We start from the raw sequence: 13,140 nt of genomic DNA on the forward strand, positions 1-13,140 counted from the left end.
CCGCCCAGGGCCTGTGCTCCGGGTCGACACACGGTCAACCCGCCGAAGGGGGTGGGGACTTTTAGGTGGCCACCAGTGGTGACCTACACGTGGCCACCAGTGGGGACTTTCTCATGGCCAGGGACAGGTGTCCGCTCCCGCCTGGCCTTGCAGCTCACGGAGGTCTACGTCGAAATCGATCTCTGTGGCGGACATCAGCCAAAAGTTCACCTGCACGCCAGGGGTGGGCCAGACCCGCAGTCTGAGGCCCTCCTCCGCATCGACAGGGCGTGGCAGCACCTTCGCCGCAGCTGGTAGCGGTCGCACGGCGTCGTCTTCCGCATAGTCCCATGCCCACCCGGTGGACCGGACCAGGTCGAACACCGCCTGCCAGTCCTCGACCGTGGCGTCGGGCACCCAAAGATCCGGCAGCGTACCCATCAGGTTCGGGTCGAAGAAGTTCTTGACCTCATTCCACAGCAGATCCGACATTCCGGCCATGCTGCCAGGGCAGTCAGTCGGGCCGCACCCTGGTTTCATCGCTCCACCGCAGAATGTGCGGTCGCAGCTTGAGGTCGATCGCATCCCAGGGCAGCCGGTGAACGTCCCGAGTTGTTCAACGCCAGTCACTTTCACGGAGTGATTGCTGAATTTCGCTATATAGAGTCAAGGCGCCTGCGGCGGCGCGTGCGCGCCGCCGCCGCGCTACGACGCGCAGCGGGCTTGCTCGTACCTCACCGCCCGGCGCGTCGGCACGTCGGCGACGAGCACGCGCATACCGAAGGCGGCCATTCCTTTCTGGCTCACTTCTTCGATCAACCGATCAGAGCTGGGCACGACACCAGCCGTCCCCGACTGACCTCCCGCTGTCGATGACGAATCCGCCGGCACTCTGCCCGGTCGACCGGTTGTGGTTCCGGCCCGGATGGACGAAGCCGACGACGAATCGGTCCTTTGCGTGGTGGGCCGAAGCCCCCTCGGACGGTCCCAGGTGCCGCGGGGCGCTTCTGCTGGTCCGGGTTCGCCGTCGAGGTACCAGACACCGGGCACATCCCAGCCTGGGCGGTTCGTAGGGCCATTCGTGGTCGGGGCCCACTGCCCAGCCGGGAGGGGTGCACCTCATCGGGGTTGCGGGTTGTGGGTCCACTCACCACCGTGCTCGCGGAGTTCGTGCAGTGGTCGCCCAGGCACCTTCCTGCTGTGGCGGTCTGATCGATCCAGGGCTAGCACGACTGCGGCGGGCATCAAGGGCGCCTAGCGGCGTCACTACGTGATTGCTATCGCAACCCTTGACACCCACCACAGCCGTGCTCGAGACGCCCTCAATCAGACCACCCCAGCAGGAAGGCACCCGATCATGAGCTACGCACTGCACGAACTCCCCGACCTCTCCAGCCTCGGCGGCGAGTGGACCACCGTCACCGTTGCCGACTGCGCCTATGGCACTCCGGTCAAGGTCGGCCGGGCGATGTTCCCCGACCACGAATGGCCCTACGAACCCCGCAAGTGCCCCTGGGACATGCCCACCGCCTGGTACCTCGACGGCTACGTCCTAATCTGCCTGGGCTGCGGCATCGACGGCACCTAACCCGCCCGAGGGGGCTTCGGCCCCTTCTCACCCTTCTGGGCACCGACAACGACGTCGGCAGCGGATCGCCAACGAGGTCGATCCCAGCCCGGACCCGGCGCACTGATTCGCCGGACCCCCTGCCGCCCGCGTGGCGACGCCTTCCCCATGCGGGACGGCAGGGCACCAACCCCTCAGGCGAGTTGCTGAACAGAATCCGCGGTGAGGTTGGTGGTATCGCGACCGGTGGCCGCGTGGCCCTGTTCTGGGTTGGCCTGCATTGTGATCCCGCGCCCCTCACACCTCAAGGGCGCCGATGGCGTCAGCTTCGCTGATTGCTTCGCACCCCTTGACCTGTGAGCCTCTGCGCGTGAACGGCAGGCCGTATCGGGCAGGCGGTGAGCCAGCCCCGAGGTGTGCACCCCAACCCAGAGCAGGGCCAACCGTGGTCCAGACACACGAAAGCCGCAGATGGCGTGAACCATCCGCGTGCGATGTACGTGCAACTAGTGGCGGTCAATCCCGGTCAATCGGAGTGATTAACAGCACATCACCCCGGCGGCGCCAAGAGGCCGATCAGGCCCTGAACTGGGCGAACGAATCGTGTTGATGGTCGGGGTGACAGGATTTGAACCTGCGACCCTCCGCTCCCAAAGCGGATGCGCTACCAAGCTGCGCTACACCCCGATACCTCACCGGCGAGAGCACCGTCGAGGCAATACATGTTTGAGCGGGTGACGGGAATCGAACCCGCACCATCAGCTTGGAAGGCTGAGGTTCTACCATTGAACTACACCCGCAGGCATACGACATCGATGGGATCGCCACGATGTCGTGTGCGCCACGACTGTACCGAACCCCGCGCGAAAAATGCCAATCCGGCCCCTGCCTGCCCGATTGATGCGCCTCGGCCGACGGTGTACCCGACTTCCCTGCGATCAATCGCCGCTATGCCCGATTAGGGCCTAATGACCCTAGCCCCGAAACGTCTTCCCGGCGACGATGGTTCGTGCGCCCATGGGGACCGGCGCCTGCTCCACCGGGGGATTAAATAGGAGAATTATCCTTAAAAACCCGCCACGGGGGCGGCGAGTAGGCCACCATGAGAGTGCGCGTGACGACTACTGCCACATCGTCACAACTCGCACCCCGTGCCAGGAGGGACCCATGGCGACACAACGTCCACCGCCCAGCGGAGGGCATCACGCTGCACGTTTCGGGCTCCCGAAAATTTTTTCGGGAAATGTGTAACGCCGAAGGCTCTGCAGCGATGTCATAGCCGATCGCCATTCGCGAGAGACCAGAGAACGCGTTCCAGAACGTGAATTTTCGGTCTCGGGTGGCTTGCTAGGATCCTTTTTGCCGGACGGGGGTATCTGGAAAGGGGGCGGTGAGCGTGTGCCGAACTCGGTGGACCCAACCGCGTAGCAGTGCGAATGATCGAGGTGGCAAGACCGTCGCCACCTATCGCCGGTGATCTCGATGACCCACATCGAGCCACCGGTCGCCGCGATGGCCCGCGCCTGGGCCCGCGCGGTATGCGCCGAACCGGGCTCTTCCACGGCGCCGCACCAGTTGGAGCCGGTGCTCGTCGACATCGTCGAGCGGCTGCTGCATCTGGCTCGGACCGAACCGTTCCCGGTACCACAGGCGCGCAAGCTCGGCGCGCGGTTGGCCGAGGCGCCCTTCGAACGCACCAGGATGCTGGCCCATGCCAGTCGCTGGCTGCTCGGCTTCCCCTCGGGGGTTCCGGGCTCGCTGGTGGCGACCCGCTGGCCGCTGGTGGCCAGCCAGGCCATCGACAGCTACGCACAGGCACTACAGGAACGCGCTCTGGCGCAACAGGAACAGAACATCTCGGCGAAAGTGTCACTGCGCGTACAGGAGATCGCCGCGCTGCAGCACCGCTTGCGCCACGAGGCGACCCACGACGCACTCACCGATCTGGCGAACCGCACGCTGCTGCAGGAACGGGTACGTGCGTTCGCCGCCGACCCGAGCCGCGGTGTCGGTGTGCTGGTGGTGGACCTGGACCGCTTCAAACAGATCAACGACGGCTACGGACACGCAATCGGCGACGAGGTACTGGTCGAACTGGCCAACCGGCTGCGTGAGGTGTGCCCGCCGGACACGGTGATCTGCCGATACGGCGGCGACGAGTTCGTGGTGGCGGCCAACCCGCGCCGCGACACCCTCGGCGAGCTGGCACACCGTGTGGTCGCGGCATTGCGCGACCCGGTGTGGTCGAGCGCGGGCCCCGTACCGGTTTCGGCCAGCGTGGGCACCGCTTTCTGCCCACCGGGAAAGACGTGCGATTTCACCGACCTGTTGCGTCGCGCAGACCGCGCGATGTACTCGGCGAAGTCGGCGGGCGGGCGGCGTTTCGCGCTCGCTGAATCGGGCGACCCCGAACTGGGAACGGCGGTCGCCGGCTGAGTCGGATCGCGAAGCCTGCACTTCGCGGTCCGGCTCAGCTGATTACGCTGCGGGCTGGCAGGTGGGGCACCAGAAGAGGTTTCGGCCTTCCATGACCTTGTGCGCGACGGGGGTCGCGCAGACTCGGCACGGTTCGCCCTGGCGGCGGTAGACGTAGGTGCGGGGACGGTCTTTGTTGTATGACGGGGCGCCGGTGTCGTGTTCGGGGCGGACCACGTGCATGCGTCCGGTGGTGACGCCGATCGGCATGAGTTCGACCAGGTCGGCCCAGAGGGCGTCCCATTCGTCGGCGGTGATCGAGGTGCCGGGACGGAACGGTGAGATGCCGTGGCGGAAGAGGACTTCCGCGCGGTAGACGTTGCCGACGCCGGCGATCAGAGCCTGATCCATCAGCAACGCGCCGATCGCCCTGCGGGAGCGCCGAATTCGCACGCCCGCTCGTTCGTGGTCGGCGTCGGCACGCAACGGATCGGCGCCGAGGCGCGCGGTGAGCGCGTCCACTTCGGGCGGCAACAACACTTCACACGCCGTGGGTCCGCGCAGATCGGTACCGAAATCCGTTGCGGCACCGAGCATTCGCATCCGCACCTGCCCGACCGGCGCCGCCATCGGCAACTCGACCTCGCTGAAGATGCCGTACAACCCGAGATGCACATGCACCGTCAGCCCGGACGCATAGTGATGCAGCAGATGCTTGCCGTAGGCCTCGGCCCGCTCCAGCACCTGCCCGTCCACCAGCGCGGCGCCCTCGACGAACCGCCCCTGCGGACTCGAAACCCGTACCACCCCACCGGAAAACCGCTGCTGATGCAGGTCGGCGATCCGGTGGAGGGTATGTCCTTCTGGCACTACCTCAGTACGCGGGAATCTCGGGGGCGATGCCGGTCTTCTCGTAGTCGGCGAGGATGTCGATGCGACGCTGGTGACGTGCCTCATCCGACCACGCCGCCGCGAGGAACGCGTCGACGATGGCGAGGGCTTCGGCGGTGGAGTGCATGCGGCCGCCGATGCCGATCAGGTTGGCATTGTTGTGTTCGCGGGCCAGCACGGCGGTTTCGACGCTCCAGGCCAGGGCACAGCGGGCGCCCGCGACCTTGTTGGCGGCGATCTGCTCGCCGTTGCCGCTGCCACCGAAGACCAGGCCGAGCGAGCCCGGGTCGGCGACGGTGCGCCGCGCCGCCTCGATGCAGAAGGCGGGGTAGTCGTCGAGAGCGTCGTATTCGAGGGCGCCGCAGTCGACGACCTCCACTCCGGCCTCCTGCAGATGGGCCTTCACGTGATTCTTCAGTTCGAAACCGGCATGGTCGGCACCCAGGTAAACGCGCATGGCTGCGATTGTCGCAGGCCCGCTTAGAGTCGTTTCATGCACCCGCACGAACCGCATTCCCCGCATTCGGCCGATTCCCAGCCGGAGCACACGGGCCGGCGGCCCGAGCGAACACCGTCACCGAACTCCGACACCGCGCCGCCGTCGCCGTGGGCACAACCTGATCCACGGACCGGCGGTTTCCCCGCGCACGACAGCCCACCGCAGCCACCGCCCGGCCCGTATCCGCCGGTCGCCCCTGGTCAGTACGCCCCGGGCCAGTACGCCCCCGGCTACTACCCGCCGAGCGGTCCGCCCGCGCCGCCGCAGCACCGACCGCGCGGACTGATGCCGTGGGATCGCCCCGCTCGGCATCCGTGGGAGATCCCGCTGCTGATCGTGGTCATCATGAGCACCGCGGTCGCGTACCTGCTCGCGCTCCTGCTCATGACGGTCGAGCTGTTCACCGATCCGATCGTCGACGAGAAGGGTGTGGAGCAGACCAGTTCCCTCGTCACCAGTCCGTATGTGCTGCTGCTGTTGTTCGCGCCGGTGCTGCTGTGGGCCGGTCGTGGTCTGAACTACTCGACCCAGCGCGTGAACGGTGTGAAGATGTCGCCCACCCAGTTCCCCGAGGGGTACCGCCTCGTGCAGGAGGCGGCGGCGCGCTTCGGGATGCACAAGGCACCGGACGCCTACGTGATCCTGGGCAACGGCCAGATCAACGCCTTCGCCTCCGGGCACGGGTTCCGCCGGTTCGTCGTGGTCTACAGCGACCTGTTCGAGATCGGCGGCGCCGCACGCGAACCGGACGGACTCGCATTCATCATCGGCCACGAAGTGGGCCATATCGCTGCGGGGCACGTGTCCTATTGGCGTCAGCTCGGCATGTTCGTCGCACCGTGGTTGCCGGTGCTCGGATCGTCGCTGATCCGCGCCCAGGAGTACACCGCCGACAATCACGGCTTCTGCTTCCGACCGCACGGCGCGCCCAGCGCGATGGCGACTCTCGCCGCGGGCAAGTACCTCAACAGCGATGTCGGCGTCGACGAGATGGCCGACCGGGCCGCACTCGACAGAGGCGGTTTCATCTGGCTGGTCAATGCCATGGCCAGCCACCCGGTGCTCACCTGGCGGATGTGGGCGCTGCGCGATCGCAGCAAGCCGGGGCCGTTGTTCTGGCGACCGAGCGCACCGCACCCCGGCATGATCCCGCCGCAGGGCGGATATCCGCTGAACTCGGCGCCGCCCCCGCTGCCGCCGAAGCCGGTCTGATCGGTCGGGGGTGCGGTGAGCGGCGCCCCCGACCCGCACGATCAGTCGAAGACCGGGTCCTCGGTCCTGGTGCGCTTGAGCTCGAAGAAGTGCGGGTACGAGGCCAGCGCGACCACGCCGTCCCACACCCGGCCCGCGTCCTCACCGCGCGGAATGCGCGAGAGCACCGGCCCGAAGAAGGCGGTCCCGTTGATGTGGATGGTCGGCGTGCCGACATCGGTGCCGACCTTGTCCATGCCCGCGTGATGGCTGGCCCGCAGCGCCTCGTCGTAGTCGGTGCTGTTCGCGGCCTCGGCGAGTTCGGCGGGCAGGTTCAGTTCGGCGAGCGAGTCGGCGACGACCGCGTCGAAGGTCTCCTGCAGCGTCTCGCGCTCGTACTCGGTTTTGCGGTCGTGGATCCGGGTGCCCAGCGCGGTGTAGAGCGGCGACAGGATCTCGTCGCCGTACTTCTGACCAGCGGCGGTGACAACCCGAACCGGGCCCCACGCGGCGGCCATCATGTCGACATAACGCTGCGGCAGGTCGTCTTTGCCCTCGTTGAGCACCGCCAGACTCATCACGTGGAAGCGCGCCTCGATATCGCGCACCTTCTCGACTTCCAGGATCCACCGGGAGGTGATCCAGCACCACGGGCACAGCGGGTCGAACCAGAAATCGGCGACATCCTTGGTGGCCTGCTCGCTCACGATGGGTTCCTCTCGGGTCAGCTGTAGCGGGTCGGGTCTGCCCCACCGACTGGTGCAACCGCATCACCGCTGGAATCGTTCCCGTGGGCGAAAACGCGCACTAAGCTCGGGTTGCGAGGAGTCCGGGTCGTCCGCGAGAAGGGGTCCGTTCATGAGCTCGAATCAGCATTTCGTCGTTATCGGTGGAGGTCTGGGCGGAGCGAAGATCGCCGAAGCCTTACGCGCCAACGATTTCGACGGTCGCGTCACTCTGCTGGCCGCCGAAGAAGAGCTGCCGTACGAGCGCCCGCCACTGTCCAAACAGCATCTGGCGGGCACCCAGCAACTGCCCGATTTCACCGTCGACTCGGCCGCCTGGTACCGCGATCACCACATCGATCTGCGGCTCGGTACCACCGCGACCGCGTTCGATCCGATCGCCAAGACGGTGACGCTGCCCGACGGTTCCACACTCGACTACGACAAGCTGGCCCTTGCCACCGGTTCGCGAGCCCGCACGCTCGATATTCCCGGCGCCGACGCCCCGAATGTCTACACGCTGCGCACCATCGGTGATTCGAACGCGCTGCTCGAGATCCTGCACACGGATCGACGCCTCGTCATCATCGGGGCCGGGTGGATCGGACTCGAGGTCGCCGCGCAGGCCCGCGCCAAGGGCGTCGACGTGACGGTGATCGAAACGGCCGAGCTGCCGCTGGTCGGTGTGCTCGGTCCGGAGATGGGCAGGTTCTATGCCGATCTGCATCGCGCGCACGGCGTCGACCTGCGCATGAACACCTCCGTCGACGAGATCCTCACCCACGACGGTGAGGCGACGGGCGTGCGGCTCGGCGACGGCACAGTGGTGCCCGCGCAGGCGGTACTGGTCGCGGTGGGGGCGCAGCCCAATATCGAGACGGCGACCGCGGCCGGACTGGCGAGCGACGGCGGCGTGCTGGTGGACGCCGCGCTGTGCACCAGCAACCCCGATGTGGTCGCGGTGGGCGATATCGCCGAGCAGAACCATCCGCTGTTGCACCGGCCGGTCCGGGTCGAGCACTGGGCGACCGCGCTGAACCAGCCCGCCGTCGCCGCGAAGACGATGCTGGGCAAAGCCGCCGTCTACGACCGGCTGCCCTACTTCTTCAGCGATCAGTACGACGTGGGGATGGAGTACTCCGGCTATGTCGGGCGCGGCGACGACGTGCGGGTGGTGGTGCGCGGCGATCTGGACGAGCGCGAGTTCGTCGCGTTCTGGCTCGACGCGCAGAACAAGGTGCGCGCGGGGATGAACGTCAACGTCTGGGACGTGACCGACCGGATCAAGGAGTTGATCGGATCGGCGCAACCCGTCGATCCCGACCGGCTGGCGGACACGAACATACCCCTGTGATTCAGTTCACATAGACGATGGTGTCGAAGACCGCGCATCAGCTCCGACCAACAGCCGAACGCGCCACACGGGCGCACCGAGCAGGAGCCGAACCATGAAATTCATGCTGGTCAAGACCTATTCCGAAGCTGCCTACTGCGACATCGCGCTGCCGGATTGGGCACCCGAGGACATCGCCGCTCACATCGACTTCCAGCGGGCACTGGGCGAACAGCTCGCCGCCGCGGGAGAACTCGTCGACGCGCAGGGCCTTGCCGCGCCCGATCAGGCGATGATCGTGTGCTCCGACGGCCGCTCGGCACCGGTCGTGACCGACGGGCCTTTCCCGGAGACCAAGGAGTTTCTCGCCGGTTTCTGGGTGGTCGATGTCGATTCGGTCGAGCGCGCGGTCGAGATCGCCGCGCAGGCCTCCGCGGCGCCCGGCCCCGGCGGCAAGCCGATCGGTGAATACATCGAGGTGCGCCAGATCATGAGCGCGCCCGACGTCGCGTGACCGAGACCCTGCCGCGTATCGAGGACCTGCTGCGTGAACTCTCGCCGCAGGTCCTCGGCGTATTGGTACGCCGCTTCGGCGATTTCGACCTCGCCGAGGACTCGGTGCAGGATGCGCTGCTGGCGGCGGCGACCCAGTGGGATCGCGACGGACTTCCGGACAATCCGCGTGGCTGGCTGATCCAGGTCGCGCAGCGGCGGATGGCCGACGCGGTGCGGGCCGAGGTGGCGCGGCGACGCAGGGAGACAACGGTTTTCGTGCGGGATGTGCCGGTCGATGCGATCGAACGGGACGACACCCTCGACATGTACTTCCTGTGCTGTCACCCCGACCTGCCACCCGCCGGGGCTGTCGCGCTGACCTTGCGCGCGGTCGGCGGGTTGAGCACCGCCGAGATCGCCACCGCCTTCTTGGTACCGGAATCGACCATGGCGCAACGGATCTCGCGGGCGAAGAGACGTCTGGCCGAATCCGACCGACCGTTCGCCGACGGCGCGCACGACAGCACTCGGGTCGACGCGGTGCTGCAGGTGCTGTACGTGATCTTCACCGAGGGCCACACCAGCAGTTCCGGTGCGGGATTGCGGCGCGGCGATCTGTCGGCCGAGGCGATCCGGCTGACCCGCGCGCTGCGCCGACTCCTGCCCGACAACACCGAGGTCACCGGCCTGCTCGCGCTGATGCTGATCACCGACGCCCGCCGGGCCGCCCGCTCCGGACCGCACGGCGAACTGATCCCGCTCACCGAACAGAATCGCTCCCGCTGGGACCGCGCGCAGATCACCGAGGGCTTGCGGCTGCTCACCGCGACCATGTCTGCCGGGCTGACCGGGCTCTACCAGATGCATGCCGCCGTCGCGGGTCTGCACGCCGAGGCCCGCCGCCCCGAAGACACCGACTGGGCACGAATCCTGCAGCTCTACACCATGATCGAGCGCCTGACCCCCAACCCGATGATCACCCTCAACCGGGCCGTCGCCACCGCGATGGTGCACGGTCCGGCCGCAGGGCTGTCGGTGGCCGACAGCGTCGCCGAACCACTGTCCCGCTCGCACCGCCTCGCAGCCGTTCGTGGGCACCTGCGGGAGATGGCCGGTGAGCACACTGCGGCTGTCGGCGAATATCGTCGCGCCGCACAGCAAACGGCGAGCGTGCCCGAACGCGACTATCTGCTGCTGCGTGCCGCGCGCCTGCGCGTCGGCGACGCGAAGTGACACAGGCGATCGAGCAGCGCGGCCCACGGCCGACACCTGGCAGACTCGCTCGGATGACGGACGTTTTCAGCGCGGGCGTGCTGGTGTACCGCCGGGGCGAGGCCGGGATCGAAGTGCTGCTCGGGCACATGGGTGGGCCGCTGTGGGCGAAGAAGGACGCGTCGGCATGGTCGATTCCCAAGGGCGAGTATGTGGCCGAGGAGGAGTCCGCACGCGATGCGGCCCGGCGCGAGTTCACCGAGGAGCTCGGGCTGCCGGTGCCTCAGGGCGAGTGGATCGACCTCGGCGAGGTGAGTTATCGCAGCGGAACCAAGCGCAAGTTCCTCACCGTGTGGGCGGTCGAGGGCGAGCTCGACCCGGCCGAGGTCGTGCCGGGAACCTTCGAGATGGAGTGGCCGCCGAGGTCGGGCCGGTTCGCGGAATTCCCCGAGATCGACCGGGCGGACTGGTTCGACCCCACCACCGCGGCGGAAAAACTCGGCAAAGGCCAGCGGCCCTTTCTCACCCGCCTCACCGATCAGCTGGACTGAGATCGGAGTAGATTCCGACTATGCCCACTGACCTGCAGCTGAAGATCACGAACAGAGTTCACCGTGCGCTGCTCACGGTGAGCGGCGGCCGCCTCGGCAACTCGTTCTTCGGGATGCCGTCACTGCAACTCACCACGATCGGCCGCAAATCCGGGGATCCGCGCAAGGTCATGCTGACCGCGCCGATCATCGACGGCGACATGATCGTGATCGTCGCCTCGCGCGCCGGCGATCCCACCCACCCGGCCTGGTTCCTGAACCTGCGCGACAACCCGAACGTCGAGGTGTCGTTGCGCAACGGCCCCGAGCGCCCGATGACCGCCCGCGTAGCCACCCCCGACGAACGCGCGACATTGTGGCCACGGGTCACCTCGTCCTACAAGGGATACGCCGACTACCAGACCAAAACCACCCGCGAGATCCCCCTGGTCCTGCTCACGCCGAGGAGCTGAGCCCCACCCGGAACTCGGTCGGGCTGGTGCCGCGCAACCGCTTGAACGCAGCGCTGAAACCGAAGGCATCGGAATAGCCGACGGTCGACGCCACCTGCGCGACGCTGCGCGCGGGATCGGCGAGTAGTTCCTCGGCCTCGGCCATGCGCCATTCCGTGAGGTAGGCCAGCGGGGGTTCGCCCATCACCTCGGTGAACCGCCGGGCGAACAGGGCGCGCGAGACCGCCGCCTCGGTGGCCAGGCTCGCCACGGTCCAGCGGTCGAACGGTCTGTCGTGGATGGCCGACAGCGCCGGGCCGACCACCGGATCCGACATTCCCCGATACCAGGCCGGGGCGCAGTGCTGCTGTTCGGCGAGCCAGCTGCGCAGTGTGCAGACCAACGCCCAATCCAGCAGCCGGTCCATCAGCGCCTGCGAGCCCGCGCTCAGCCGGACGGCATCAGCGGCGGATTGCTCCAGCCACAGACATGTTTCGGCGTCTTCGTGGACCACCATCACCTGCGGTAGCGCCCGCAGCAGACGTTCGTGGCGGCGTCCGGCTGCCCGGTAGGCGCCGACGAGAAGCGAAGTCTCTTCGGGCGCTCCGGTTGTCGACGGTGTCACGATCAGTTCCGGTGTCGCGCAACTGATATCGGCGGGTCCGAAGCCGTCGGGCACGAAACAGGACAGCTCGTAACGCGTGTGCGGTCGATCGAGCGCGGCGGCGGTGTCGGCCAGGTGGAACGCTTCGCCCGCCTGTACCAGCGCGGTGTCACCGGCGACCAGGCAACTCCGTGATCCGTCGGGGAGAATCAGCGTGCCACCGCCGCGCAGCACCGTCACCATGATCAGTGGGGCGCGGTCGGCGAAGCGAATCGTCCACGGCGGGCGCAACACGGTATGGGCCACGATCGACCCCTCGGCACGAATGCCACTCAGCAACGAACTCAATGGATCCACGCCACCAGCGTAGACGAATTCCTATCGAGTGGAGATGATCACCCATAGATCGTCCACATGATTCGCGGTTGACTCAATGGACCGGGCCGACCAGCCCGCACCACGATCGAACAGGAGCTCCCCGTGCCGCAGTCTGTCGCCACCACGACTGAAACCGCCGAACTCGTCACCACCGGATCGAGCGTCGCCGACACCGTCACCCCGGGCGCGACAGCGCTCGTGGTGCTCGGTCACCACCGCTCCGACTCGCTGTCGGCCCATGTCGCCGACCGCGCCGTCGGCCGCCTCACCGCCGCCGGGTACACGGTGGATTTCCTCGATCTGCATGCCGAGAATTTCGACCCGAGGATGACCGTGGCCGACCAGCCCGAGTGGGGAAATCGCGACAAGGTCTACTCCCCCACCGCCGAGGCGCATATGCGGCGGATGCTGGCCGCCGACGTCGTGGTCGTCGTGTTCCCGGTCTACTGGCAGAGTGTGCCCGCCCTGCTCAAGGGGTGGATCGATGCCGTCTGGAACTACGGTTTCGCCTACGGTCGCAGCAAGCCGAAACTGGCGGGCAAGCGCATCCTGTGGCTCGGATTGGCCGGCGCGACAGCCGATGACGCGATCGTCCCCGGCATGCAGCAACTGCTGGAAGCACAGCTCAACGAGGGCCTGGCCTACTACAGCGGTTTCGCGGACTCCCGGGTCGGTCTGCTTCCCGACGCCGAGGAGCAGCCCCAAAGTCTCGACAACGAGGGCAATCTCGTGATCGGCGAGGCGATCAGCGGGGACGCGCGGACGACCCACTACGCCGCCTTCGACGCGAAGGCCGAGGGCTTCGTCGACGCATTGCTCAGCGCGAGTCGCGTCGCCGCCTGAACCGACCGTTCGGCCGACCGGGAACC

At 67.3% G+C, this 13,140-nt stretch carries 14 protein-coding genes and 2 tRNA genes; 9 read left to right on the forward strand and 7 right to left on the reverse strand.

Annotation, left to right across the window (positions count from 1 at the left end):
- Positions 1 to 111: 111 nt before the first annotated feature.
- A complete protein-coding gene (locus tag IBJ82_RS30985; RefSeq protein ID WP_194829539.1) occupies positions 112 to 471 on the reverse strand; it encodes a hypothetical protein in 360 nt (119 codons plus the stop codon).
- Positions 472 to 1,336: 865 nt separating this feature from the next.
- Here IBJ82_RS30985 and IBJ82_RS30990 point away from each other — a divergent pair.
- Positions 1,337 to 1,567: a hypothetical protein gene (locus IBJ82_RS30990; protein WP_194829540.1), complete on the forward strand. Its 231-nt coding sequence runs from the start codon at positions 1,337 to 1,339 to the stop codon at positions 1,565 to 1,567.
- A gap of 589 nt (positions 1,568 to 2,156) precedes the next feature.
- On the opposite strand, the gene IBJ82_RS30995 is transcribed toward IBJ82_RS30990, so the two are convergent.
- Both IBJ82_RS30995 and IBJ82_RS31000 read right to left on the reverse strand, forming a co-directional pair.
- Positions 2,157 to 2,233: transfer RNA gene (locus tag IBJ82_RS30995), tRNA-Pro, on the reverse strand.
- A 42-nt stretch (positions 2,234 to 2,275) separates the two neighbouring features.
- Positions 2,276 to 2,346: transfer RNA gene (locus IBJ82_RS31000), tRNA-Gly, on the reverse strand.
- A 682-nt stretch (positions 2,347 to 3,028) separates the two neighbouring features.
- Between IBJ82_RS31000 and IBJ82_RS31005 the strand changes: the two genes are divergently transcribed.
- Positions 3,029 to 3,982 (forward strand): GGDEF domain-containing protein, encoded by a 954-nt coding sequence (locus IBJ82_RS31005; protein ID WP_056821857.1) that lies wholly within the window; start codon positions 3,029 to 3,031, stop codon positions 3,980 to 3,982.
- A gap of 42 nt (positions 3,983 to 4,024) precedes the next feature.
- Here the strand turns inward: IBJ82_RS31005 and IBJ82_RS31010 are convergent, their stop codons facing one another.
- Both IBJ82_RS31010 and IBJ82_RS31015 read right to left on the reverse strand, forming a co-directional pair.
- Positions 4,025 to 4,831 (reverse strand): Fpg/Nei family DNA glycosylase, encoded by an 807-nt coding sequence (locus IBJ82_RS31010; RefSeq protein WP_194829541.1) that lies wholly within the window; start codon positions 4,829 to 4,831, stop codon positions 4,025 to 4,027.
- 4 nt (positions 4,832 to 4,835) lie between these two features.
- Positions 4,836 to 5,309, reverse strand: a complete 474-nt coding sequence (locus tag IBJ82_RS31015) for a ribose-5-phosphate isomerase (protein ID WP_062985232.1) — start codon at positions 5,307 to 5,309, stop codon at positions 4,836 to 4,838.
- Between the two features lie 36 nt (positions 5,310 to 5,345).
- On the opposite strand from IBJ82_RS31015, the gene IBJ82_RS31020 reads away from it, so the two are divergent.
- Complete coding sequence (locus tag IBJ82_RS31020) at positions 5,346 to 6,563, forward strand: M48 family metallopeptidase (protein WP_370585558.1); 1,218 nt, start codon at positions 5,346 to 5,348, stop codon at positions 6,561 to 6,563.
- Between the two features lie 41 nt (positions 6,564 to 6,604).
- On the opposite strand, the gene IBJ82_RS31025 is transcribed toward IBJ82_RS31020, so the two are convergent.
- A complete protein-coding gene (locus IBJ82_RS31025) occupies positions 6,605 to 7,249 on the reverse strand; it encodes a DsbA family protein (RefSeq protein ID WP_194829542.1) in 645 nt (214 codons plus the stop codon).
- A 151-nt stretch (positions 7,250 to 7,400) separates the two neighbouring features.
- On the opposite strand from IBJ82_RS31025, the gene IBJ82_RS31030 reads away from it, so the two are divergent.
- The 5 genes from IBJ82_RS31030 (at position 7,401) to IBJ82_RS31050 (ending at position 11,310) form a co-directional block, all read left to right on the forward strand.
- A complete protein-coding gene (locus IBJ82_RS31030) occupies positions 7,401 to 8,621 on the forward strand; it encodes an NAD(P)/FAD-dependent oxidoreductase (RefSeq protein WP_194829543.1) in 1,221 nt (406 codons plus the stop codon).
- Between the two features lie 94 nt (positions 8,622 to 8,715).
- Positions 8,716 to 9,114 (forward strand): YciI family protein, encoded by a 399-nt coding sequence (locus IBJ82_RS31035; protein ID WP_062985225.1) that lies wholly within the window; start codon positions 8,716 to 8,718, stop codon positions 9,112 to 9,114.
- Positions 9,111 to 10,328, forward strand: a complete 1,218-nt coding sequence (locus IBJ82_RS31040; protein ID WP_194829544.1) for a sigma-70 family RNA polymerase sigma factor — start codon at positions 9,111 to 9,113, stop codon at positions 10,326 to 10,328. Before IBJ82_RS31035 ends, IBJ82_RS31040 begins: the two co-directional genes overlap by 4 nt.
- A gap of 53 nt (positions 10,329 to 10,381) precedes the next feature.
- Complete coding sequence (locus IBJ82_RS31045) at positions 10,382 to 10,858, forward strand: NUDIX domain-containing protein (protein ID WP_194829545.1); 477 nt, start codon at positions 10,382 to 10,384, stop codon at positions 10,856 to 10,858.
- A 20-nt stretch (positions 10,859 to 10,878) separates the two neighbouring features.
- Positions 10,879 to 11,310 carry a nitroreductase family deazaflavin-dependent oxidoreductase gene (locus IBJ82_RS31050; RefSeq protein WP_194829546.1) on the forward strand — a complete coding sequence of 144 codons (432 nt, stop codon included), beginning with the start codon at positions 10,879 to 10,881 and terminating at the stop codon, positions 11,308 to 11,310.
- Here IBJ82_RS31050 and IBJ82_RS31055 read toward each other — a convergent pair.
- Positions 11,294 to 12,250 (reverse strand): AraC family transcriptional regulator, encoded by a 957-nt coding sequence (locus IBJ82_RS31055; RefSeq protein ID WP_194829547.1) that lies wholly within the window; start codon positions 12,248 to 12,250, stop codon positions 11,294 to 11,296. The genes IBJ82_RS31050 and IBJ82_RS31055 overlap by 17 nt on opposite strands.
- 123 nt (positions 12,251 to 12,373) lie before the next feature.
- On the opposite strand from IBJ82_RS31055, the gene IBJ82_RS31060 reads away from it, so the two are divergent.
- A complete protein-coding gene (locus tag IBJ82_RS31060; protein ID WP_194829548.1) occupies positions 12,374 to 13,114 on the forward strand; it encodes an NAD(P)H oxidoreductase in 741 nt (246 codons plus the stop codon).
- The last annotated feature ends 26 nt before the right edge of the window (positions 13,115 to 13,140 follow it).

The organism is Nocardia sp. XZ_19_231, from assembly GCF_015355705.1.
Lineage (GTDB): Bacteria > Actinomycetota > Actinomycetes > Mycobacteriales > Mycobacteriaceae > Nocardia > Nocardia salmonicida.

Coding starts and splice junctions, on each gene's coding strand:
- IBJ82_RS30985 (WP_194829539.1), bottom strand. CDS start 471: ATGTCGGATCTGCTGTGGAATGAGGTCAAGAACTTCTTCGACCCGAAC.
- IBJ82_RS30990 (WP_194829540.1), top strand. CDS start 1,337: ATGAGCTACGCACTGCACGAACTCCCCGACCTCTCCAGCCTCGGCGGC.
- IBJ82_RS31005 (WP_056821857.1), top strand. CDS start 3,029: ATGACCCACATCGAGCCACCGGTCGCCGCGATGGCCCGCGCCTGGGCC.
- IBJ82_RS31015 (WP_062985232.1), bottom strand. CDS start 5,309: ATGCGCGTTTACCTGGGTGCCGACCATGCCGGTTTCGAACTGAAGAAT.
- IBJ82_RS31020 (WP_370585558.1), top strand. CDS start 5,346: ATGCACCCGCACGAACCGCATTCCCCGCATTCGGCCGATTCCCAGCCG.
- IBJ82_RS31030 (WP_194829543.1), top strand. CDS start 7,401: ATGAGCTCGAATCAGCATTTCGTCGTTATCGGTGGAGGTCTGGGCGGA.
- IBJ82_RS31035 (WP_062985225.1), top strand. CDS start 8,716: ATGAAATTCATGCTGGTCAAGACCTATTCCGAAGCTGCCTACTGCGAC.
- IBJ82_RS31045 (WP_194829545.1), top strand. CDS start 10,382: ATGACGGACGTTTTCAGCGCGGGCGTGCTGGTGTACCGCCGGGGCGAG.
- IBJ82_RS31050 (WP_194829546.1), top strand. CDS start 10,879: ATGCCCACTGACCTGCAGCTGAAGATCACGAACAGAGTTCACCGTGCG.